We start from the raw sequence: 21,055 nt of genomic DNA, 5'->3' as shown, positions 1-21,055 counted from the left end.
TCCAAAAGCGCTTATCCGGTTCAGTCAGAAATAGTTTCCCTGGCAGAGGCATAGCGAGGCAGGCTCCCCGGCGTCTGAGGGCTGATATCAACCCTTTGGAGGTGGTCGTGGACGCTGCGGACGAGCAAGGCTTCCGCGAGTTCGTCTCTGCGCGCTCTCCCGCCCTGATGCGGCTCGGCTTCCTGCTCACCGGTGGTGACCAGCACGGCGCCGAGGACTTGGTCCAGACCGCACTGACGAAGCTGGCGGCGAAATGGCAGCAGGTCGAGGCGCCCGAGGCGTACGTCAGGCAGATCATGTACCGCCAGCAGGTGAGCTGGTGGCGCGCGGCCGTCCGGCGCGGCGAGGTCGTCCAGGCGGCCCCGCCCGACCTGCCGGGTGCGGACCGCACGCACCAGAGCGAGCTGCGCATGGTGCTGCGCGGCGCGCTGGCCAAGCTCACCCCGAAGCAGCGCACGGTGGTCGTGCTCCGCTACTTCGAGGACCTGCCCGACCACCAGGTCGCCCGCGTGCTCGGGTGCTCGGTCGGCACGGTCAGAAGCACCACGCACCGCTCACTTGCCCGGCTGCGGCTGATCGCCCCCGAGCTGGCCATGGAACTGGAGGCCGCGACATGAGCCGACTGCTTCGCGACACCTTGGAGGAGTGGGCCTCGGAGGCGCGGGTCCCGCACGACCTAGCGGACCGGGCGCTACGGAGGCGCGCCTGGCTGCCCATCGGCGCGACGGTGCTGGCGGTCGGGCTGGCGGTGGCCGTCGCCGTGTTCGCCTTCGGCCTGCGGGGCGACAACACGACCGTGCGCCCGGCGACCGACGGCGTGAGCGTCCCGGCCAGGCCGACGGTGACCTCGACCGACGTACGCGGCGACGAGGGGAACGCGCCGCCGCGGAAGCTGGTCGCGGCCGGGAACGTGGCCTTGTCCGCGTACTACGTCACCAAGACCGAGAAGCTGGAGGGCAACTGGGTACGGGACCGGCGCGTCTGGTCGCTCTACGACCCGCGCGATGACGCTTATGAGCAGACCCCCTGGGCCTGGGTGGACGTGGCGCCGGGACTCCAGCTCGCCGCGGTGGTCGAGGGCGACCTGATCGGAAAGAAGGTGGGCATCCTCGACATGAACACCCGGCAGATCAAGGCCTGGATCGGGCTGGAGCACTCCGTCGGGTCCGTGGTCTGGTCGCCCGACGGCACCAAGGTCCTGGCCACGGCCTACTCCGAGTACCCGGACCGGTGGCAGGTCTTGGGTAAGGATGCCAGGACGATTACGATGCCCGAGTCCACGCGGATCGGCTATTACGTCATCGACGTCGCCACGGGTGAGGCCGCCTACCACGAGCTCGGGCCGATGAGCGAGCGCGGGTCTCCAGGCAACTCGAACGCGCGCCAGGATCTCGGCTGGAGTCTAGACGGATCGCTGCTCTGGCAGCCCAGCAACACCAGGCCGGACAAGGTCTTCCTCGACCTCGACGGCAGGCAGCGGGAGGCGCCGGCCGGTGACCAGTACGTCTACTACACCGGCAGGTCGAAGGTCTCGCCCGACGGCAAGCTGGTCCTCGGCCGCGACGGCCTGCCGACCCGCATCACCGACCGGTCCGGAGCGGTCGTCGGCAAACAGAGCGTGCTCCAGCTGCTCGCCTGGGCCGACAACGACAACGTGGTCGCGCTCGGTTGCGCGGGGAAGTGTGGGAACGAGTTCGACAACGGTCTGGTGCTGGTCAGCGTCGACGGCTCCCGGATTACCCAGCTCACCGGTAGCCGTGACAGGAACAATGACCGCTGGAACTGGGTCCTCACGCCCAGAAACTAGCCATCTGGACGCCGGTCAAGGCCGGTCAGGAGATCTTGAACTCGTCGACGTTCTCCGTGGTCGCGACCTTCACCGGCACGGCCACGGTCTTTTCGATCTGCTCGCCCTTGGCGGCCTTGATCGCGGCGGCCACCGCCTGCTGGCCGAGCAGCGCGGGCTGCTGGGCGACGCTGGCGTTCATCGTGCCCGCCTTGACCGCCTTCAGGCCGTCGGGGGTGCCGTCGAAGCCGACGACCTTGACCTCCTTGCCCGCCTTGGCGCCCAGGGCCTTGATCGCGCCCAGCGCCATCTCGTCGTTCTCGGCGAACACGCCGTTGATGCCGGGGTTCGACTGGAGCAGGTTCGTCATGACGTCGAGGCCCTTGGTCCGGTCGAAGTCGGCCGGCTGCTGGGCCACGACCTTGATGTTCGGGAACGCCTTGATCCCCTCGGTGAAGCCCTGCCCGCGGTCGCGCGCGGCCGAGGTGCCGGCCACGCCCTGCAGCACGACGACCTGGCCCTTGTGGCCGAGCAGCTCGGCCAGCTCCTGGGCGGCCAGTTTGCCGCCCGTCACGTTGTCGGAGGCCACGGTCTGCGCCACCTCGGCGCCGTTGACGCCACGGTCGGCCGCGATGACCGGGATGTTGGCGCGTTCCGCCGCCTTCGCCGCGGGCGCCGCCGCGTCGGAGTCGACCGGGTTCAGGATGATCGCCTTCATGGCCTGACTGGCGAAGTTCTGGACCTGGTTCACCTGCTGGGAGGCGTCGTTCTGGGCGTCGGTGACGGTGAGCGTGGCGCCCGCCTTCTGGGCCTCGGCCTGCGCGCCGTCGCGGAGCTGGACGAAGTACGGGTTGTTCAGCGTCGACACGGACATGCCGATCTTGATATTGGCGCCGCCCGGTGAGCCGGAGGTGTTCGAGCCTGATGGGCCGGCGGAGCCACAAGCGGTGAGGCCGAGCGCGAGAGCGGCGCCGGCTATGACGAGCGCGGGAATCCGCATGATTTATCCCTTTCCTATGACATTCCCCTGCGCCGCAGCGTGTCGACGAGGACCGCGAGCGCGATGACCACGCCGATCACGACCTGCTGCCAGAAGGCCGAGACGGAGAGCAGGTTCAGGCCGTTGCGCAGGACGGCCAGGATGAGCGCGCCGACGAACGTGCCGAGCGCCCGGCCCTTGCCGCCGGACAGGCTGGCGCCGCCGATGACCACGGCCGCGATGGCGTCGAGCTCGTAGCCGGCGGCTGCCTGCGGCTGGGCCGAGGCCAGGCGGCTGGCCAGGACGATCCCGGCGACCGCGGCGAACCCGCCGGACAGCGCGTACGTGATGAGCTTCTGCCGGGAGACCTTGATGCCCGACAGCCTGGCCGCCTCCTCGTTGCCGCCGATGGCGTACATCGCGCGGCCCACATAGGTCCGGTTGAGGATCACGGCCGCGAGGGCGCCCATGACCAGCATTACGAGGACGGGGACCGGCAGGTAGCCGCCGATGGTGTCGCCCAGGTGGGAGACCGCGTCCGGCATCGGGATGGGGCTGCCTTGGGAGATGACCAGGGCCAGACCGCGGGCGATGCCGAGCATGGCCAGCGTGGCGATGAACGGCGGCAGCTTGCCGTACGCGATGAGAGCGGCGTTGACCAGGCCGCACACGACGCCGACCACCAGGGAGACCACGGTGGCCAGCGGCCAGGGCAGGCCCGGGACGGCGGCCGTCCACGCCAGGACGATCGCGGAGAGCGCGGCGACGGAGCCCACCGACAGGTCGATGCCGCCGGTGACGATGACGAACGTCCCGCCGAAGGCGAGGATCGCGGTGACGGCCGCCTGGACGCCCACGTTGAGCAGGTTCGTCACGCTGAGGAAGTCGGACGACAGCAGCGACAGCGCCACGACCAGCACGACGAGCGCCACGAGAGCGCCGTTCTCGGCCAGCCAGGACCGCCGGAGGAAGACGTTACCGACCACGGGGACCCGCCACCTCGGCGACCGCCAGCGCCATCACGCCGTCCTGCGTGGCCTCGGCCGCGGACAGCTCGCCGACCAGCCGCCCGCGCGCCATCACCAGGATCCGGTCGCTCATCCCGAGCACCTCGGGCAGGTCGCTGGAGATCATGAGCACCGCGTGCCCCGACGCGGTGAGCTGGTTGATCAGCTGGTAGATCTCCACCTTCGCGCCCACGTCGATACCGCGGGTCGGCTCGTCGAGGATCAGCACCCCCGCGTCGGCCTCCAGCCACTTGCCGATGACGACCTTCTGCTGGTTGCCGCCGGAGAGCGTGCGTACCTCCTGGGCCAGCCCGGTCATCCGGATGCCGAGCTGTTCGGCGACCTCGGCGGCGGCCCGGCGCTGCCCGCTGCGGTCGACGAATCCGGCGCGGGTGGCCCCGCGCATGGTGACCAGGCCCAGGTTCTCGCCGATGTCCGCGCCCAGGACCAGCCCTTGACCCTTGCGATCCTCGGGGACCAGCCCCAGGCCGGCCTCCATGGCCGCGACCACGTCCCCTCGCGCGGGCCGCCGGCCGCGCACGGTGACCTCGCCGGTGTCGTAGCGGTCGGCGCCGAAGACCGCCCTCGCGACCTCGGTACGGCCGGCGCCCACCAGCCCCGCCAGGCCGACCACCTCGCCCGCGCGCACCTCGAAGGAGACGTCCTCGAAGACCCCCTTGCGGCCGAGCCCGGTGACCTTGAGCAGCGGCTCGCCCGCCTGGCCGCGCTCGCGTGGGAACTGCTGGTCGATCGGGCGGCCCACCATGAGGCGAACCAGCTCGTCCTGAGGCGTGTCCGCGGGCACCTCGCCGACCGACCGGCCGTCGCGCAGCACGGTCACGCGGTCGCCGATCGCGGCGATCTCCTCCAGGTGGTGGGTGATGAACACGATCGCCACCCCCTCCTCACGGAGCCGGCGGACGATCGAGAACAGCTTCTCGACCTCGCCGGTGGTGAGCACCGCCGTCGGCTCGTCCATGATCAGGACGCGGGCGTCGAGGGCGAGCGCCTTGGCGATCTCCACCATCTGCATGCGCGCGATGCCCAGCCGGGCGACCGGCGTACGCGGATCGACGTCCACGCCCACCCGCGCCAGCAACTCCACGGCCCGCTCGTGCATCCTCTTGGTGTCGACGAAGCCGAACCTGCGCGGCGGCCGGCCCAGCGACAGGTTCTCGGCCACGCTGAGCTCGGGGACCAGGTTGAACTCCTGGTAGATGGTGGCGATGCCGAGCCGTTGCGCGTCGCCGGCCGTACGGATGTGTACGGCTCGCCCGTCGAGCAGCACGCGGCCCTCGTCCGGGTGGTAGGCGCCGGAGAGCATCTTGATGAGCGTGCTCTTGCCCGCGCCGTTCTCGCCCAGCAGGACGTGCACCTCGCCGGCGCGCACGGTCAGGTCGACGCCGTCGAGCGCCAGCACGCCCGGGAAGCGTTTACGCAGGCCCTCGGCCCTGAGAAGCTCCACCCCACGATGGTGTCCGCCACCGCGCCGACCATTCCGCGAACGCGCAGGTAAACGGCAGGTTTTTACGAGGAAAGTACCCGTCTGGCACGTCGGCCGCTCATGCCGGCCTTGGGACGCGTTCGCCGAGTAGACCTGTTCGAGTACGTCAGGGGATCAGGAGGGCCTTGACCGGGGTGGTGTGGCCGTTCATCAGGGTGGTGAAGATGTCGGCGCCCTGGTCGAGGGGGTAGGTGTCGGTCCAGCTGAGGTCCCAGCCGCCGACCAGGTCGATGGCGGCGGTGAAGTCGGCGCCCGTGTAGGCGAAGGAGCCGAGGACGCGTTTCTCGGTGCGTACGAGGTCGGTGGCGTCGAAGCCGGGGTCGGCGGCGGCCAGGCCGAGCCATACCGTCACGCCGCCGGGGCGCAGGTGGGTGAGGGACTGCTCGTGCGTGGCGGGGGCGCCGACGGCGTCGAAGATGACGTCGTACTCGCCGGTCAGCTCGGGGCCGGTGGTGGCGCCGAGCCGGGCGGCGATGGCCAGGCGTTCGGGTGAGCGGTCGGCGACATGGACGGACGCGGCCTTGCCGGCGAGGGCGGTGTGCAGGCAGGTGAGCCCGATGGCGCCGGCGCCGATGACACCGACGCGCGCTCCGGCGGGATGGCCGGCCAGGCGCCAGGCGTGCACCGCGTTGGCGGCGGGCTCGATGAGCGCGGCGGCGGTGCGGCCGACGCCGTCGGGCAGGGGGATGACGGCGGTGGCCGGGACGGCGACGCGCTCGGCGAAGCCGCCGGGCCGGTGGATGCCGAGGATCTTCCGGTCGCGGCAGATGTTGGGCTGCCCTTGGGCGCACAGGTCGCAGGTGCCGCAGGACAGGATGGGGTTGACGATGACGGCCTGGCCGTCGTCGGTGTGGCCGGTGAACTCATGTCCCATGATGAGGGGCGGGACCCGGAAGCCTGGTGTCCTGACGCCGTGCAACTCGCTGCCGCAGATGCCGGACGCGGCCACGTGGACGAGCACCTCGTCGGCGCCGACCGCGGGCTCGGGCACCTCGCGCAGCTCGACGACGCTCGGACCGGTGAACACCAGGGCCTTCACGCGCGCCCCTTTCTATTCCGTAATGTGGAACGCCATTCCGAATCAGCGCTAGCAGACCATTGCCGGGAAGGGGGTGTCAAGTGGCGAGCCGTCCTTCGGATCGCCCCGCTCGCGCGTCCACACTGCGGTCAGCGATCCACACCTCGTCGACCTGCCTGTTAGCGTTATCGCGGAGGTGGTGATCCGCATGGCTGGGGGATCGGACGGCAAACCGCGCAGCAGGCCCGCCGTGCTCGGCGATGTGGCCGCGCTGGCTGGTGTCTCGGCGATGACGGTCTCGCGGGTGCTCAACGCGCCCGACCGGGTCCGCGCCGAGACCAGGGAGCGCGTGCTGGCCGCCGTGCGCGAGCTGGACTACTGGCCCAACTCGGCTGCTCGCCAGCTGGTCACGGGCCGCTCGGGCGTGCTCGGGGTGGTCAGCATCGACACCACCCTGTACGGCCCGGCCTCGACCCTCTACTGCATCGAGCAGGCGGCCCGGCTGAGCGGCTACACCGTGAGCATCGCCAGCCTGAGCCTGCTCAACCGCAAGTCGATCGAGGAGGGCGTGCACCGCCTCCGGTCCCAGTCCGTCGACGGCGTGGTCATCGTCGCGCCCCACGAGTCGGCGGTCGACGGGCTGCGCTACCTGCCGCCCGATCTGCCGGTGGTCGCCGTCGACGCGGGCAAGGAGGTCCCGGTGCCGGTGGTCATGGTCGACCAGCGGGCGGGCGCCGCGCGGGCGACCCGCCACCTGCTGAGCCTCGGCCACGAGACGGTCTGGCACCTGAGCGGGCCGGTCGACTGGATCGACGCCAGTGGCCGCATCGAGGGCTGGCGGGGGGCGCTGGAGGCCGAGGGCCGGCCGGTTCCCGAGCTGTTACGCGGCGACTGGAGCTCCCGCTCGGGCTACCAGCACGGCAGGCGGCTGGCCGCCGACCCGTCGGTCACCGCCGTCTTCGCGGGCAACGACCAGATGGCGCTGGGCGTCCTCAGGGCGATGCGCGAGGCCAGGCGGCGCGTGCCGGAAGAGGTGAGCGTGGTCGGCTTCGACGACATCCCCGAGGCGGCCTACTTCTGGCCCCCGCTGACCACGGTCCGTCAGGACTTCGGCGAGGTCGGCCGCAGCGCCTTCCACCTGCTGCTCGACCAGATGGCCGGCACGAAGCGGGAGACCCAGCGGCTGGTGGAGCCCGAGCTCGTGGTCAGGGAGAGCACGGGCGCCAGCCGTACGAGGTGATCAGCCGAGGCGGATGACGTTCCAGGAGACAGGGGGCAGCAGCACGCGCAGGGGATCGTGCTGGACGTCCGGGTTCGCCCGGGGGGCGACCGTGTCCGGCGCCTCGGCCGTGTTGCGCGCGTAGACGTCGGGGCCCGACAGCGTGGTGGCCTCGACGACGCGGACGTCGCCCAGCGACCGCGCGTCGATCTCCAGGGAGAGCGGCTCGTCGGTCGAGCGGTTGACGGCGAAGATCACGGTCTCGTCGCCGGAGTGCGTGGCGACGGCGTGCAGCAGCGGCACCTCCCCATACTCCTTGGTGTCGTGGCTCGGGGAGGTCGCCTCGACGCGGAGCACGTCGCCGGCGGCCAGGCGGGACGCCTGCGCGAAGGGGTGGAAGGTGGTCTGCCGCCACGCCGATCCGCCGGGCGAGGTCATGATCGGCGCGATCACGTTGACCAGCTGGGCCAGCGAGGCGGAGGTCACCCGGTCGCTGTTGCGCAGCAGGGTGATCAGCAGGCCGCCGAAGGCCACCGCGTCCGCCAGGTGGTAGTGGTCCTCCAGCAGCGGCGGCGCGACCGGCCAGTCCCGCGGCGGCTCGGCGGCCTGGAAGCGGGACAGGTACCAGACGTTCCACTCGTCGAACGAGAGGTTGATCTTCTTGCGTGACTTCAGCCGGGCTCCGACGCTGTCGGCCGTGGACACGACCGACTGGATGAAGTACTCCATGTCGGTCGAGCAGGCCAGGAAGCTCGCCAGATCGCCGTCCTTCTCCTCGTAGTAGGCGTGGCAGGAGACGTAGTCGACCACGTCATAGGTCTCCTCCAGCACCGTGGCCTCCCACGCGCCGAAGGTCGGCATCGACGAGGCCGAGCTGCCGCAGGCGACCAGCTCCAGATCGCCGTCCATCGTGCGCATGGCGCGGGCGGTCTCGGCGGCCAGCCGGCCGTACTCGCGGGCGGTCTTGTGGCCGGTCTGCCACGTGCCGTCCATCTCGTTGCCCAGGCACCACATCCGGATGCCGTGCGGCTCCTTGGCGCCGTTGGCGATCCGCAGGTCCGACAGTGTGGTCCCGGACGGGTGGTTGCAGTATTCGAGCAGGTCGAGGGCCTCGGCGATGCCGCGCGTGCCGAGGTTGAGCGCCATCATCGGCTCCACCCCGGCCTTGCGGCACCAGCGGACGAACTCATCCACCCCGACCTCGTTGGTCTCGGTGCTGTGCCAGGCCAGGTCCAGCCGCCGGGGTCGCTCGGCGACCGGCCCGATGCCGTCCTCCCAGCGGTAGCCGGAGACGAAGTTGCCGCCCGGATAGCGGACCGTGGACACGCCCAGCTCGCGGGTCAGGTCGAGCACGTCCCGGCGGAAGCCGTCCTCGTCGGCCGTCGGATGGCCCGGCTCGTAGATGCCGGTGTAGACGCACCGGCCCAGATGTTCGACGAACGTGCCGAAGGTGCGGCGGCGTACCGGGGCCACGCGGAAGGCGGGGTCGATCGTGAGATGTGCTTCGTGCACTGTGCAGACTCCTCGAAAGTGATGCCTAGATTGTTAGCGCTCTCATAGACCTGGTCAAGGCTCTTGACAGCTCAGGTGTTACCGCAAACACTCGGGTAACCCGAAAAGAGGCCGCTCATGGAAGGTCCCTCGTCCGTCTCCCGCCGCCACCTCCTCGGTGGCGGCCTCGCTCTTCTCGGTGCCGGCGCGGCCGGCTGTGCGATCCCCGTCGGCCTGGGCTCGGCCCAGCGGCGGGTCCGCTACTGGCACTTCCTCGGCGCGAGCGACGGCATCATCATGAACCGGATGGTCGGCGCGTTCGCCAAGGCCAACCCCGACGTCTTCGTCGAGGAGAACGTGCTCGCCTGGGGCGAGCCGTACTACACGAAGGTCGCGATGGCCGGAGCGGGCGGGCGCTCGCCCGACCTGGCCACGTTCCACCTGGCCCGCCTGTCCGGGATCGGCGCCGGCCGGATACTCGACCCGATCAACGTCGACCTGCTCGCCAAGAACGGCCTGCGGGCCGCCGACTTCAGCCCGCCCATCTGGGAACGCGCCCATGTCAACGGCGAGCTGTACGCCGTGCCGTTCGACGCCCATCCCATGGTCCAGTACTACAACACCGACCTCTCCCGCCGCGCCGGCCTGCTCGGCGACGACGGCAAGCTGAAGCCGACCACCGGGACCGACGAGCTGCTCGCCATGCTGCGCAAGGCCAAGGACGCGCTCGGCGGCAAGCCGCCGCTGGTCTTCGACACGCTCGGCCTCGGCACCGTGGGCCCGTGGCGGGTGTGGGAGACGCTGTACGCGCAGAGCGGCGGCACGCTGGTGTCGGACGACGGCACCCGGATCACCCTCGACGACACCAAGGCGCTGACCGCGCTGCGGTTCATGCGCCAACTCGGCCAGGAGGGGCTCTGCAACCCCACCACCGACTACGGCGCGTCCGTCGCCGCCTTCACCAACGGCCTGGCGGCCTTCCTGTGGAACGGCGACTGGGAGACGACCGGGCTGAAGGAACGCAAGACGCCGTTCAGCATGGCCCGCTTCCCCAGCGTCTTCGGCAACGGCGCGGCCCAGGCCGACTGCCACTCGTTCGTGCTGCCGCACCAGCGCAGCCGGGACCCGGAGACCGAGGCGGCGACCTACCGGTTCATCGCCTACCTGGTCAAGCACAGTGCCGACTGGGCGGTGGCCGGGCACGTGCCCGCCTACCTGCCCGCTTTGGAGGAGCCCGCCTACCTCGCGCTGCAGCCGCAGTCGGAGTACCGCTCAGTGATCACCGAGGTGGCCCTGGATCCGAAGGTGTGGTTCGCCGGGTCCGCGTCGCGGTTGTGGATCGAGTTCGGCGGTGCCTTCTCGCCGGTCATCAGCGGGGCGCGGACGCCCGAGCAGGGCCTGGAGACGGCCAAGCAGGCGCTGCGCCGGCTCATGTCAGCCCCGAACCCCTTCCCCGCCAAGGAGGGATGATGGCCACCACCGCCGCCGCTCCCGTCACCGCCGCTCCCGTCGCCCACGCCCAGGTACGGCGCCGCTGGACCGAGCACGGACTGCTGTTCGTCGCGCCCTTCCTGGTGATCTATGCCGCCTTCCTGGTGTGGCCGACCGTGCTCGGCCTCCGCATGAGCCTGTCGAGTGTCAACATCGCGGGCGGCAACAACGAATTCGTCGGGTTCGCCAACTATGCCGAGGCGTTCGCCGACCCCAGAATGTGGCACTCGCTGTGGAACACCGTGGTGTTCACCGTGTTGAGCACGATCCCGCTGGTGCTGCTCGGGCTGGGATTCGCCCTGCTGGTGCACAACCTGCGCTTCCTGCAGTGGCTGTGGCGGCTGTCGTTCTTCGGGCCGTTCCTGCTGCCGTCGGCCGTGGTCGCGGTGCTCTGGCTGCAGATGATCTATCCGCCTGAATACGGCCTGCTCAACGGCACTCTGGGCACTGACGTCCTCTGGCTGGGCGACCCGGGCGTGGCGATGTGGTCGATGGTGCTGACCACCGTCTGGTGGACGGTCGGCTTCAACTTCCTGCTCTACCTCGCTGCCCTGCAGTCGATCCCCCAGCACCTGTACGACGCCGCCGCGATCGACGGCGCGACGGCCTGGACCAAGCTGCGCTCGATCACGCTGCCGCTGCTCGGCCGGACGACCGGGCTCATCGTGGTCCTGCAGCTCCTCGCGTCGCTGAAGGTCTTCGACCAGATCTATCTGATGACGAACGGCGGCCCCGAGGAGGCCACCCGGCCGATCATCGAGTACGCCTACGAGGTCGGCTTCTCCGGCTACCGCATCGGCTACGCCTCGGCCATCACCTACATCCTCTTCGTCCTGATCGTCATCGTGTCGCTGGGGCAGCTCCGGCTGCTCCGCAAGCGCGAGGAGGCCCTGTCATGACCAAGCGGTTCAGCCCCTCCCAGATCATCCTGCTGGTGATCGCGGCGGCGCTCGCCATCGTCTGGCTCGCGCCCCTCGCCTGGGCCGTCGCCACCTCGCTGAAGCCCGAGAGCGAGACCACCAAGCTGCCGCTCCAGTGGTTCGGCAGCGAGCTCACGCTCGACTCCTACCGCTTGGTGCTGGCGACCGGTGGCATCGTCAAGTGGGCGATCAACTCCACGGTCACCGCGGTCGTCGTCACCTTCATGACCGTGCTGTTTTCGGCGATGGCGGCGTACGGCTTCGCGCGCACGCAGTTCCGCGGCCAGCGGGTGCTCCTGGCGGTCATCCTGGCCGGGATCATGGTGCCGCCGCAGGTGCTCATGGCGCCGCTGTTCGCGGAGATGGTCGCGCTCGGGCTGGTCGACACCTGGTGGTCGATCATCCTGCCGCAGGTGGCGGCGCCGCTGATCGTGTACATCCTCTACAAGTTCTTCCAGGACGTGCCGCCGGAGCTGGAGCAGGCGGCCTTCGTGGACGGGGCCGGGCGCTGGCGGGTGTTCTTCACGATCGTCCTGCCGCTGTCGCGCCCGGTGCTCGCGGCCGTGTCGATCTTCACGTTCATCACGACGTGGAACAACTTCCTCTGGCCGTTCCTGGTCTCGACCGACCCCAACACGATGACGCTCCCGGTCGGCCTGGCCAACGTGGTGCAGGGCACGTTCGGGCTCCGGTACGCGCAGATCATGGCCAGTGTCGTGCTCGCCGGGCTGCCGCTGCTGGTGGTCTTCGTCCTCTTTCAGCGCCAGATCATCCGAGGGGTCGCCCACACCGGTCTGGCCGGTCAGTGACAGCGGGCATCCGCTCTTCCGCGCCCAGACGTGGGTCGCGCACCGGCCGGGCTAGGGTGAGCGGGTGGTCGAGCGCTCGTCCCCCTCTCGGCGAAGGTGGGGCTCCGCCGGGCTGGACGCCGGTGCGGCGATGGTGTGCGTCGTGGCGTTCTGGCTGCCCTTAGCCGGCCGGTTCGGGCCGTCCGTGGCGGGCGGGTTGGTCGCGCTGCTGATCGGCGCCATGCTGCTGCGTTCGTACTGGCCGCTCGCCGCGTTCGGTGTCGTCACCGCGGTCACCATCGCCGGTCTCGCCCTGGGATCGTCCAGCGATCCGTTCCTCGCCGCGGGGTGGACGCTCTACCCCGTGGCGGTGACGCGTGGCACGCCCAGATCGCTGTCCGTCGTGAAGGCGTCGATGGGCCTGATCGTCGTGGCGATCGGCCTGTTGGGCGCCGCCGACGCTCAGGGCGCGCTGCGGTATTCGCTGCTGAGCGTGCTCGCCCTGGGCGGGGCCTGGCTGCTGGGCGGTACGACGCGCCGGGCGACGCTGGAGAGCGAGCACGCGGCGCGGGCGGAACGGCAGGCGGCGGTGGTGGCCGAGCGGCTGCGCGTGGTACGCGAACTGCACGACGTCGTCTCACACTCGCTGGGCACGATCACGGTGACGGCAGGGGTCGCGACCCGGGTGAGCGCTGACGACCCCGGCCGGATGAGAGAGCGGCTGGAGCAGATAGAGGTGGTCAGCCGCAACGCGCTGGATGAGTTGCGTACCACGCTGGCGGCCGTCCGCGTCGGCGAGGAGGGGGCCGAGCGCCGGCCCCAGCCGGGTGCCGGCGACCTGCCCGCCCTGGCCGAGCGAGCCAGGGGCGGCGGCATCGCGGTGAGCATGACGGTGACGGATGCCGACGCTCTGCCGGCGGGTATCGGCCTGGCCGTGTACCGCGTCGTGCAGGAAGGGCTGACGAACGCGGTCCGGCACGCTCCCGGGACACGCTGCGCCGTGACCGTCCGCGGCCTCGGCGGCGAGGTCGCGGTCACCGTCTCGGACGACGGCGGGGAGCCGCGGACACCACCGGACGAGCAAGGCTACGGGCTGATCGGCCTGCGGGAGCGGGTCGAACTGCTCGGCGGCCGCTTCGCCGCCGGGCCGTGCCCCGGCGGCGGATTCGAGCTGCGCGCGACCATCCCGGTGCCGGCGGCGGTGGCGGATGAGTGAGCGTTTCACCGGGCAGGGGGGTGAGGGTACGGCCGGGCGGATCGGGGTGCTGATCGCCGAGGACGAGGATCTGCTGCGGACCTCGCTGTGCGAGCTCGTGGACAGCGATCCGGAGCTGGTCACCGCCGGTGCGGCGCGGGACGGGCGGGAGGCGGTCGAGGCGGCGGGGCGGCTCCAGCCCAGCGTCGTCCTCATGGACATCCGCATGCCGGTCATGGACGGTCTGGCGGCGACCCGCGTCATCTGCGAGAGGCAGCCGGCGGTCAAGGTCGTCATCCTGACGACGTTCGACCTCGACGAGTACGTCTACGAGGCGCTGCGCGCGGGCGCCTCGGGATTCCTGTTGAAGAACGCCGCGCCGGAGGACATCCTGCGGGCGATCCGGACCGTCCACGACGGCAACGCCATGCTCGCCCCCGAGGTGACCAGGCGCATGATCGCGGAGTACGCCCTGGAGAGGAACCGCCCGCGGCCGGGTCGCTCCCCGTTCGGCGCGCTGACCGAACGGGAGCGGGACGTCGTGGCGGCCATCGTCCAGGGCATGTCCAACGAGGAGATCGCCGCCGCGCTCTTCCTCAGCCGGGCCACGGTCAAGACCTACCTGAGCCGGTTGTTCCTCAAGCTCGGCGTCCGGGACCGAACCCAGCTCGTCATCCTCGCCTACGACTCCGGCTACGTGGACAGCCTCGGCTGACGGCCTCCGTGGACTGCCCCGGCTGTCTGCCGGATGTCAACCTTTGGCCGATGCGTCAGGCGCGGCCCGCTTGAAACGCTGGACACCATGATCGAGATCGTTGGCCTCACCAAAAGCCATGGTGCGCGGCTGGCCGTGGACGACGCCGGTTTCACCGCCGCCCCTGGCCGCGTGACCGGGTTCCTCGGCCCGAACGGCGCCGGGAAGTCGTCCACGTTGCGTATCCTGCTCGGCCTGGACCACGCCGACTCGGGCACCGCGCTGATCGGCGGCCGGCCGTACCGGCAGCTCCACAACCCGCTGCGCACAGTCGGGTCGCTGCTCGACGGGAGCGGCGCGCACCGGTCCAGGACCGCTCGGGCTCACCTGTCGTGGGTGGCCCGCAGCAACGGCATCCCGAAGGCGCGGGTGCGCGCGGTACTGGAGGAGACCGGGCTGGCGGACGTCGCCGGCAAGCGGGTCGGCACGTTCTCCCTCGGCATGGGGCAGCGGCTCGGTGTGGCCGCGGCGCTGCTCGGCGAGCCGGAGGTGCTGGTCTTCGACGAGCCGGTCAACGGCCTCGACCCGGACGGCATTCGCTGGATCAGGCGGCTGCTGAAGGAGTACGCGAAGGCCGGGCGTACTGTGCTCATCTCCAGCCACCTGATGAGCGAGATGGCGGAGACCGCCGACGACCTGGTGGTGATCAGCGCGGGCAGGATCGTCGCCCGGGGCCCGCTCGCCGAGGTCACCACCGGGTACGCCTCGCTGGAGGAGGCGTTCTTCGCCTTGACCGATCCCGCTCAGTCCTCCCGTGACGCCCGGAGCAGGTCGTGACCCTGGGGAACGCCATCGCCGCCGAGCTCAGGAAGCTGCTCACCCTGCCCTCGGCACTGCTCGCACTCGCGCTCGGCGCGCTGTCCACCCTCGGCTTCGCCGCCATGACCGCCAGTTCCTTGCGGGACCGGCTCGACAGCGGCGATTCCAGCGCGCTCGCCTACACCACCACGATGGAGACCGGCTTCAACCTCATCCCGATGGGCACCATCGGCACGGTGGTGCTCGGCGTCGTCATCATCAGCAGTGAGTACGCCGCCAACCGTAAGGACGCCGGCGGCGGCAGGCAGATCCTGGCCAGCCTCACGTGCGTCCCACGGCGCGGCGTGCTGCTCGCGGCGAAGACGATCGTGCTGATCCTCGTCTCCGGCGTACTCGGGGCCGTCACGATCCCCGCCACGATCGCGCTCTCGCAGTTCCTGCTCGGCGCGCACGGCAACTCACCGAGCGCGGTGGTGGCAGCGCTCGGCTGGCGGGCCGTGGGTGGGGTCGTGTACTGGGTGCTCATATCGGTGATCGCCTTCGCCGTCACGGTGCTGACCCGTAGCGGCATCGTGCCGCTGATCGCGTTCATCGCCAACCTCACGCTGGTGTCGGTCACCTTCATGCTGACCAAGCTGACCCCGCTGGCGAACTACCTGCCCGACGTGGCCGGGGCGGGGATGGTCGGGGTGTTCCATCTCACGGATGGGATGCTCGACCCGCTGCCCGGCGGACTCGTCATGACCGCCTGGGCCGCCGGGCTGCTGGCCATCGCCGCGCGCGTGTTCGCCCGGCGGGACGGTTGAGGAGACGGCCGCCATGACCAACGACTTCCGGAACGTCGTCGCGGCGGAGCTGATCAAGCTCCGCACCCTGCCCGCGACGCTGATCACCATCGCCGTGACCGTGGCCGGCGCGACCACGCTCGCCGTCACCTTCGCAGGGGGACGGCACCAGCTCGGCGGCTCGGCCTCCTCCGCCGAGGCCGCGCTGCGCGTCGTCGAGTACGGGCAGATCGGGTTCATCCTGCTCGGCATCCTGGCCTTCGCCACCGAGTACGGCGGCAGCCAGATCCGCGCCACCTTGACCGCGGTGCCCGGCCGTACGCTGCTCATGGCCGGGAAGGCGGCCGCTTACGTGCTGATCGCGGCCCCGACCGCGCTGCTGACCCTGGCTCTGTCGCTGCTGGGGGCCCGGCTCGTACCGGGCATGAGCTGGACCGGCGAGCACGTCGGCGCCCTGGTCGGTGCGGGCGCCTACCTCGTGCTGGTCGGCCTGCTCGGCTACGCCGTCGCCGCCCTCGTCCGCGACCTCATCGCCGCTCTGGTCGCCACGCTGGCACTCGTACTCGTCCTCCCGCCGGTCCTGGCGGGCGTCACCACGCTGACGCGCTACCTGCCCAGCCACGCCGGGACGCGCATGTACGAGCTCGCGCCCGCGCTACCGGAAGACCTCACCCCTGTTCAGGGCGCGGTCACCCTCACCGCGTGGCTGGTGCTCGCCCTCGTCACCGGCGTGGCCCTTTTCGCGAAGAGGGACGCATGAGCGCGGCCGCGGGTTTCGCGAAGAGCGCGACGGCGGGCCGCCGGTGATCAGAGCAGCTTGTCGAGGGTGATCGGCAGGTCGCGGACGCGCTTGCCGGTGGCGTGGTGCACGGCGTTCGCGATGGCGCCGGCGACGCCCGTGATGCTCACCTCGCCGATGCCGATCAGGCCCAGGGGCATGGTCGGGTCCGGCTCGTCCAGGTAGAGGATGTCGATCGGCGGGACGTCGGCGTGCACCGGGATGTGGTAGTCGCCCAGCCCCGGATTCATGACGCGCCCGTTACGCGGGTCGACGAGCGTCTCCTCCGACAGCGCCATGCCGATCCCCATCACGATGCCGCCCCGGAGCTGGCTGGCCGCCGTCTTGGCGTTGATCACCCGGCCCACGTCGAACACACCGAGCCAGCGTGACACCCGTACCTCGCCGGTGTCCGGATCGACGCGTACCTCGCAGAACTGGGCGCCGCTCGCGGCCTTGACCCAGCGCCGCTGGTCGTTGATGAACTTCGCCATGAACCTGACCTGCCCGGCCAGCGCGCCGAGGCCCGATTCGGAGCCAATAGCCGCCTCGACGGACGGCCGGCCCGCCCTGGACAGGATGGCCTCGTAGCTCTCGCCGGCGCCCGGCCGGTCGCGCCGGTAGAGCCCGCCGTCCCTGGCCTCGACCGCGGCGAGCCGCTGCCCGCGCAACGGCGAGTCGCCGGAGCGCCGGGCCAGAGCCAGCACCGACCCCTTCAGCTTCTCGCAGGCCGACAGCAGGCTCGCCGCGATGCTCGCGGTCTGCGCGGAGCCGCCCGCCATCGGCCCGGTCGGCAGGTCGGAGTCGCCGTACTCCACCCGGACCGCCTCGAACGGCACGCCCAGCTCGTCGGCCGCGATCTGCGCCTGCACTGTCGCGCCGCCCATGCCCATCTCCTGGAAGCCGCAGCGCACCACGACCGTGCCATCGGCCGAGAGCCGCACGGTCACGTTGGCCGTGAACTGCACCGACGAGTGGTAAGCCGTGGCCACCCCCATACCGACGAGCCACCTGCCGTCGCGCATCGAGCCGGGTTCCGGCGTGCGCTCGGCCCAGCCGAACCGCTCGGCGCCCAGCGCGTACGCCTCACGCAGCATCCGGTGCGCGAAGCGCTTGCCGTCGAGCGGGCTGCGCGCCGGCTCGTTGCGCATCCGCAGCTCGATCGGGTCGACGCCGAGCTCGCCGGCCAGCTCGTCGATCGCCGCCTCCAGCGCGAACGTGCCGATGGCCACGCCGGGCGCGCGCATGAACGTGTTGGGGAGCAGGTCCATCTCGACGAGGTTCTGCTGGATGAGGATGTTCTCGGCGTCGTAGAGGTGCCGGGCCGCCTCAGCCACCGACTCGGAGTTGCCGCCCACCTTTCCGGTCCTGGTGACGCTGGTCTGGATCAGCGCGGTCAGCCTGCCGTCCTGGCCGGCGCCGAGCGCGACGCGCTGGATCGAGGGCGTGCGCCCGCCGACCGTGCGGTAGACGCCCTCCCTGGTCAGCATCATCCGCACCGCTCGGCCGGTCGCCCGGGCGGCCAGCGCGGTCAGGATCGTGCCCGGCCAGACCGAGCCCTTGCCGCCGAAGCCGCCGCCGACGTAGGGGGAGGTCATGCGTACGTTCCGCTCGGGGATGCCGAACCTGTACGCGAGGTGCTTGCGCATCCAGGAGATGGCCTGGCTGCCCTCGTGCACGGTCAGCCGGTCGCCGTCCCAGACGGCCGTGGTCGCGTGCGGCTCGATCGCGTTGTGGTTGTGGGGCGGGGTGGTGAAGCGCAGGTCCACCGAGACCGGGGCCACCGCCAGGGCCGCCTCCGCGTCGCCCTTCTTGGCGCTGCCCGCCCCCAGCATGCTGTTCGGCTGCGGCTTGGCGTTCGCCTCCTCCGCGGCGAAGTCCACCACGGCCGGGAACTCCTGGTAGGTCACCTCGACCAGGCCCGCGCCGCGCTGCGCCGCCTCCAGGCTCTCCGCGACGACGACCGCCACCGGCTGGCCGTCCCAATGCACCTCGTCGGTGTTGAGGTAATTGACCGAGGTGGCGGAGACCATCGTGCTCAGGTCGAGCATGCTCCGAGCGGGCGCGGGCTTCAGCACGGGCGCGTTCAGATGGGTGAGCACCGACAGGACGCCCGTCACCGCCTCGGCCGCCTTGACGTCGATGCCGGTGATCCGGCCGCGGGCGACCGTCGCGTGCACCAGGGCGGCGTAGGCGAGGTCCGGGTACGGGAACTCGGCCGCGAACCGGGCCTTGCCCGTCGTCTTCTCCGGGCCGTCGACCCGGTCGATGCCCCGGCCCACGGCCCGCTCGCGCGGAGGGCTCTTCGTCTCGGTGGTGGTGGTGCTCATGCCCTGCTCCCGTCGCCAAAGCTCCCGTCGCCAAAGCTCCCGTCACTGAGCCGCCGCAGCGTAGCCACGATCGTCCGTTGGGCCAGCTCGATCTTGAAGGCGTTGTCCGGCCGGCCGACCGCCGGCTCCAGCTCCGCCTCGGCCGCCCGGCGGAACGACTCCTCGGTGGCCGGGGTGCCGAGCAGGACCGACTCGGCCTGGCGGGCCCGCCACGGCTTGGCCGCCACGCCGCCGAGCGCCAGCCGTACGTCCGACACGACCCCGTCCGTGACCTCCAGCGCCGCGGCGACCGACACCAATGCGAACGCGTACGAGGCCCGGTCGCGCACCTTGCGATAGCTGGAGGGCGCCGTCAGCTCCGGCACCTCGATCGCGGTGACCAGCTCGTCCGGCTCCAGGGTCGTCTCCAGGTGCGGCGTGCCGCCGGGCAGCCGGTGGAAGTCGGCCAGCGGCACGCGTCGCAGGCCGCGTACGCTCTCCACCTCCACGGTGGCGTCGAGCGCGGCGAGCGCGACGCACATGTCCGAGGGGTGCGTGGCGATGCAGTCGTCACTCGTGCCGAGGATCGCGTGGTTGCGGTTGAAGCCGCCGATCGCGTCGCAGCCGCTGCCGGGCACGCGCTTGTTGCAGGCCGACGCGCCGTCGTAGAAGTAGGGGCACCGGGTGCGCTGCAGCAGGTTGCCGCCCACCGTGGCCATGTTGCGCAGCTGCGCCGACGCGCCCGCGAGCAGCGCCTGCGACAGCAGCGGATAGCGGGTCCTGATCAGCCGGTGGGCGGCCAGGTGGCTGTTGCGCACCAGCGCTCCGACGCGCACGCCGCCGCCGGGCAGCTCCTCGATCTCGGTCAGCGGCAGCCGGGTGATGTCGACCACCGTGTCGGGCTGCTCGATGTCCTCGCGCATGAGGTCGACGAGGTTCGTCCCGCCGCCGAGGAACTTCGCGTTGGGCTCCGTCGCGATCGTGCGGACGGCCGTCGCCACGTCGGGCGCGCTGACGTACGCGAACGGCTTCATCGCGCCACCTCCTTGATGGCGTCGACGATCCCGTTGTACGCGCCGCAGCGGCACAGGTTGCCGCTCATGCGCTCCCTGATCTCGGCCTCCGACAGCCCGGAGGCGCCGGGCTCGGTGACCGCGCTGGGCATCCCCGCCCCGTGCTCGGCCAGCATGCCGATCGCCGAGCAGATCTGGCCGGAGGTGCAGTAACCGCACTGGAAACCGTCATGCTCGATGAACGCCTGCTGGATCGGGTGCGTGACCCCCTCGATGGTGGTGATGTCGCGGTCCTCGTACTGCACCGCGAGGGCCAGGCAGGAGTTGATCCGCTCGCCGTCGACCAGCACCGTGCAGGCACCGCAGGCGCCCTGGTCACAGCCCTTCTTCGTGCCGGTCAGGCCGAGGCGCTCGCGTAGCGCGTCGAGCAGGCTGACCCATGGTTCGAGTTCGAGCGAACGGGTTACGCCGTTCACCCGCATACGCAGCGTGACCACATTGCCCTCCGGGATGATGCGCGTCAGTTGAGGGCGACGTTAACAGGACGGTGTAATCTTAACAAGAGGACGGTGTTTCCTTATCTTGCTCGTATGCTTGGCTCAACCATGACGCGATCGGCGTTTCTCCGGGCCAGGCGCCCAGAGCACAAGCAGCAGCGGCGCGAGGAGATCCTCGCCGCCGCTCGTCGGCTTGCCTCCGAAGTCGGCGTGCGAAATGTCAGCTTGGGCGGTGTCGCGTCGGCGGTCGGACTGGCGAAGTCCAATGTGGCGCGATATTTCGGGACCCGGGAGGAGATCTACCTCGAACTCACCGTCGAGGAGTGGCTCGACTGGTCGGACGAGGTCGCCGCCCGGCTCGCCACGGCCGCCGGTCCGGACGACGTGATCGCCGCGCTGGCCGACACCTTGACCGAGCGGCCGCTCTTCTGCGACCTGCTGGGCCACGTGTCGATCACGCTGGAGCACAACATCTCGGTCCCGGCGGCCCGCGCCTTCAAGCGCGCCATGCTGGGCGTGGTCGACGACCTGGGGGCACGCGTCGCCCTGGCCTATCCCGGCCTGACCACCGGGGAGGGGGTCGAGCTGGCCGGGGCGGCCGCCGCGCTGGCGGGCACGCTCTTCCCGATGGCGAACCCGCCCCCCGCCCTGCGGGAGCTCTACGCCCAGGACCCCGACATCGCCGCCCGCTGCCTGCCGTTCCAGCCCACGATGCGGCGCATGCTCGCCGCCCTCGCCGTCGGACTGCCCACGCAGCGCTGA

At 70.9% G+C, this 21,055-nt stretch carries 20 protein-coding genes; 12 read left to right on the top strand and 8 right to left on the bottom strand.

Annotation, left to right across the window (positions count from 1 at the left end; translation table 11 throughout):
• The first annotated feature begins 107 nt into the window (after window positions 1-107).
• Entirely contained in the window at window positions 108-617 is a 510-nt protein-coding gene (locus LDL49_RS22815; protein WP_225293162.1) for a SigE family RNA polymerase sigma factor, read from the top strand.
• Entirely contained in the window at window positions 614-1,807 is a 1,194-nt protein-coding gene (locus LDL49_RS22810; protein WP_225293161.1) for a hypothetical protein, read from the top strand. Before LDL49_RS22815 ends, LDL49_RS22810 begins: the two co-directional genes overlap by 4 nt.
• A gap of 25 nt (window positions 1,808-1,832) precedes the next feature.
• Here LDL49_RS22810 and LDL49_RS22805 read toward each other — a convergent pair whose 3' ends face one another.
• The 4 genes from LDL49_RS22805 to LDL49_RS22790 form a co-directional block, all read right to left on the bottom strand.
• Window positions 1,833-2,786, bottom strand: coding sequence for a substrate-binding domain-containing protein (locus tag LDL49_RS22805; protein WP_225293160.1), 954 nt, complete (start codon window positions 2,784-2,786; stop codon window positions 1,833-1,835).
• Between the two features lie 14 nt (window positions 2,787-2,800).
• Window positions 2,801-3,751, bottom strand: a complete 951-nt coding sequence (locus LDL49_RS22800) for an ABC transporter permease (protein ID WP_225293159.1) — start codon at window positions 3,749-3,751, stop codon at window positions 2,801-2,803.
• Entirely contained in the window at window positions 3,741-5,237 is a 1,497-nt protein-coding gene (locus tag LDL49_RS22795; protein ID WP_225293158.1) for a sugar ABC transporter ATP-binding protein, read from the bottom strand. Before LDL49_RS22795 ends, LDL49_RS22800 begins: the two co-directional genes overlap by 11 nt.
• A gap of 145 nt (window positions 5,238-5,382) precedes the next feature.
• Entirely contained in the window at window positions 5,383-6,315 is a 933-nt protein-coding gene (locus LDL49_RS22790; protein ID WP_225293157.1) for an alcohol dehydrogenase catalytic domain-containing protein, read from the bottom strand.
• Window positions 6,316-6,502: 187 nt separating this feature from the next.
• Here LDL49_RS22790 and LDL49_RS22785 point away from each other — a divergent pair, with 187 nt between their 5' ends.
• The gene (locus tag LDL49_RS22785) at window positions 6,503-7,534 is read left to right on the top strand and encodes a LacI family DNA-binding transcriptional regulator (RefSeq protein WP_225293156.1); all 1,032 of its coding nucleotides are present in this window, start codon (window positions 6,503-6,505) and stop codon (window positions 7,532-7,534) included.
• On the opposite strand, the gene arfA is transcribed toward LDL49_RS22785, so the two are convergent.
• Entirely contained in the window at window positions 7,535-9,025 is a 1,491-nt protein-coding gene (gene arfA, locus LDL49_RS22780) for an arabinosylfuranosidase ArfA (RefSeq protein WP_225293155.1), read from the bottom strand.
• A 117-nt stretch (window positions 9,026-9,142) separates the two neighbouring features.
• Here arfA and LDL49_RS22775 point away from each other — a divergent pair, with 117 nt between their 5' ends.
• The 8 genes from LDL49_RS22775 (at window position 9,143) to LDL49_RS22740 (ending at window position 16,456) form a co-directional block, all read left to right on the top strand.
• Window positions 9,143-10,474 (top strand): extracellular solute-binding protein, encoded by a 1,332-nt coding sequence (locus tag LDL49_RS22775; RefSeq protein ID WP_225293154.1) that lies wholly within the window; start codon window positions 9,143-9,145, stop codon window positions 10,472-10,474.
• On the top strand, window positions 10,471-11,394 hold the full coding sequence (locus LDL49_RS22770) for a carbohydrate ABC transporter permease (protein WP_225293153.1): 924 nt from the start codon (window positions 10,471-10,473) through the stop codon (window positions 11,392-11,394). Before LDL49_RS22775 ends, LDL49_RS22770 begins: the two co-directional genes overlap by 4 nt.
• Window positions 11,391-12,224 (top strand): carbohydrate ABC transporter permease, encoded by an 834-nt coding sequence (locus tag LDL49_RS22765; RefSeq protein ID WP_225293152.1) that lies wholly within the window; start codon window positions 11,391-11,393, stop codon window positions 12,222-12,224. Before LDL49_RS22770 ends, LDL49_RS22765 begins: the two co-directional genes overlap by 4 nt.
• 64 nt (window positions 12,225-12,288) lie before the next feature.
• On the top strand, window positions 12,289-13,419 hold the full coding sequence (locus LDL49_RS22760) for a sensor histidine kinase (protein ID WP_225293151.1): 1,131 nt from the start codon (window positions 12,289-12,291) through the stop codon (window positions 13,417-13,419).
• Window positions 13,412-14,113: a response regulator gene (locus LDL49_RS22755; protein WP_225293150.1), complete on the top strand. Its 702-nt coding sequence runs from the start codon at window positions 13,412-13,414 to the stop codon at window positions 14,111-14,113. The genes LDL49_RS22760 and LDL49_RS22755 overlap by 8 nt, the downstream gene beginning before the upstream one ends.
• An 87-nt stretch (window positions 14,114-14,200) precedes the next feature.
• The gene (locus LDL49_RS22750) at window positions 14,201-14,929 is read left to right on the top strand and encodes an ABC transporter ATP-binding protein (RefSeq protein WP_225293149.1); all 729 of its coding nucleotides are present in this window, start codon (window positions 14,201-14,203) and stop codon (window positions 14,927-14,929) included.
• Complete coding sequence (locus LDL49_RS22745; RefSeq protein WP_225293148.1) at window positions 14,926-15,717, top strand: ABC transporter permease; 792 nt, start codon at window positions 14,926-14,928, stop codon at window positions 15,715-15,717. Before LDL49_RS22750 ends, LDL49_RS22745 begins: the two co-directional genes overlap by 4 nt.
• A 13-nt stretch (window positions 15,718-15,730) precedes the next feature.
• On the top strand, window positions 15,731-16,456 hold the full coding sequence (locus LDL49_RS22740) for an ABC transporter permease (RefSeq protein ID WP_225293147.1): 726 nt from the start codon (window positions 15,731-15,733) through the stop codon (window positions 16,454-16,456).
• A gap of 47 nt (window positions 16,457-16,503) precedes the next feature.
• Here LDL49_RS22740 and LDL49_RS22735 read toward each other — a convergent pair whose 3' ends face one another.
• The 3 genes from LDL49_RS22735 to LDL49_RS22725 are packed head-to-tail and all read right to left on the bottom strand — an operon-like array spanning window position 16,504 to window position 20,278.
• A complete protein-coding gene (locus LDL49_RS22735; protein WP_225293146.1) occupies window positions 16,504-18,804 on the bottom strand; it encodes a xanthine dehydrogenase family protein molybdopterin-binding subunit in 2,301 nt (766 codons plus the stop codon).
• Window positions 18,801-19,817 carry an FAD binding domain-containing protein gene (locus LDL49_RS22730; RefSeq protein WP_225293145.1) on the bottom strand — a complete coding sequence of 339 codons (1,017 nt, stop codon included), beginning with the start codon at window positions 19,815-19,817 and terminating at the stop codon, window positions 18,801-18,803. The genes LDL49_RS22735 and LDL49_RS22730 overlap by 4 nt, the downstream gene beginning before the upstream one ends.
• Complete coding sequence (locus tag LDL49_RS22725; protein ID WP_225293383.1) at window positions 19,814-20,278, bottom strand: (2Fe-2S)-binding protein; 465 nt, start codon at window positions 20,276-20,278, stop codon at window positions 19,814-19,816. The genes LDL49_RS22730 and LDL49_RS22725 overlap by 4 nt, the downstream gene beginning before the upstream one ends.
• Before the next feature lie 123 nt (window positions 20,279-20,401).
• Here LDL49_RS22725 and LDL49_RS22720 point away from each other — a divergent pair, with 123 nt between their 5' ends.
• Window positions 20,402-21,055, top strand: coding sequence for a TetR/AcrR family transcriptional regulator (locus LDL49_RS22720; protein ID WP_225293144.1), 654 nt, complete (start codon window positions 20,402-20,404; stop codon window positions 21,053-21,055).

The sequence above is a fragment of the Nonomuraea aurantiaca genome (assembly GCF_020215705.1).
Taxonomy (GTDB): domain Bacteria; phylum Actinomycetota; class Actinomycetes; order Streptosporangiales; family Streptosporangiaceae; genus Nonomuraea; species Nonomuraea aurantiaca.
The sequence above is the reverse complement of the archived record's forward strand: the minus strand, read 5'-3'. Positions and strand labels throughout refer to the sequence as shown.

Excerpts from the sequence above, each read along its gene's own strand:
- LDL49_RS22810 (WP_225293161.1), top strand. The coding sequence starts at position 614 with ATGAGCCGACTGCTTCGCGACACCTTGGAGGAGTGGGCCTCGGAGGCG.
- LDL49_RS22805 (WP_225293160.1), bottom strand. The coding sequence starts at position 2,786 with ATGCGGATTCCCGCGCTCGTCATAGCCGGCGCCGCTCTCGCGCTCGGC.
- LDL49_RS22785 (WP_225293156.1), top strand. The coding sequence starts at position 6,503 with ATGGCTGGGGGATCGGACGGCAAACCGCGCAGCAGGCCCGCCGTGCTC.
- LDL49_RS22775 (WP_225293154.1), top strand. The coding sequence starts at position 9,143 with ATGGAAGGTCCCTCGTCCGTCTCCCGCCGCCACCTCCTCGGTGGCGGC.
- LDL49_RS22770 (WP_225293153.1), top strand. The coding sequence starts at position 10,471 with ATGATGGCCACCACCGCCGCCGCTCCCGTCACCGCCGCTCCCGTCGCC.
- LDL49_RS22765 (WP_225293152.1), top strand. The coding sequence starts at position 11,391 with ATGACCAAGCGGTTCAGCCCCTCCCAGATCATCCTGCTGGTGATCGCG.
- LDL49_RS22755 (WP_225293150.1), top strand. The coding sequence starts at position 13,412 with ATGAGTGAGCGTTTCACCGGGCAGGGGGGTGAGGGTACGGCCGGGCGG.
- LDL49_RS22750 (WP_225293149.1), top strand. The coding sequence starts at position 14,201 with ATGATCGAGATCGTTGGCCTCACCAAAAGCCATGGTGCGCGGCTGGCC.
- LDL49_RS22740 (WP_225293147.1), top strand. The coding sequence starts at position 15,731 with ATGACCAACGACTTCCGGAACGTCGTCGCGGCGGAGCTGATCAAGCTC.
- LDL49_RS22735 (WP_225293146.1), bottom strand. The coding sequence starts at position 18,804 with ATGAGCACCACCACCACCGAGACGAAGAGCCCTCCGCGCGAGCGGGCC.
- LDL49_RS22730 (WP_225293145.1), bottom strand. The coding sequence starts at position 19,817 with ATGAAGCCGTTCGCGTACGTCAGCGCGCCCGACGTGGCGACGGCCGTC.
- LDL49_RS22725 (WP_225293383.1), bottom strand. The coding sequence starts at position 20,278 with ATGCGGGTGAACGGCGTAACCCGTTCGCTCGAACTCGAACCATGGGTC.
- LDL49_RS22720 (WP_225293144.1), top strand. The coding sequence starts at position 20,402 with ATGACGCGATCGGCGTTTCTCCGGGCCAGGCGCCCAGAGCACAAGCAG.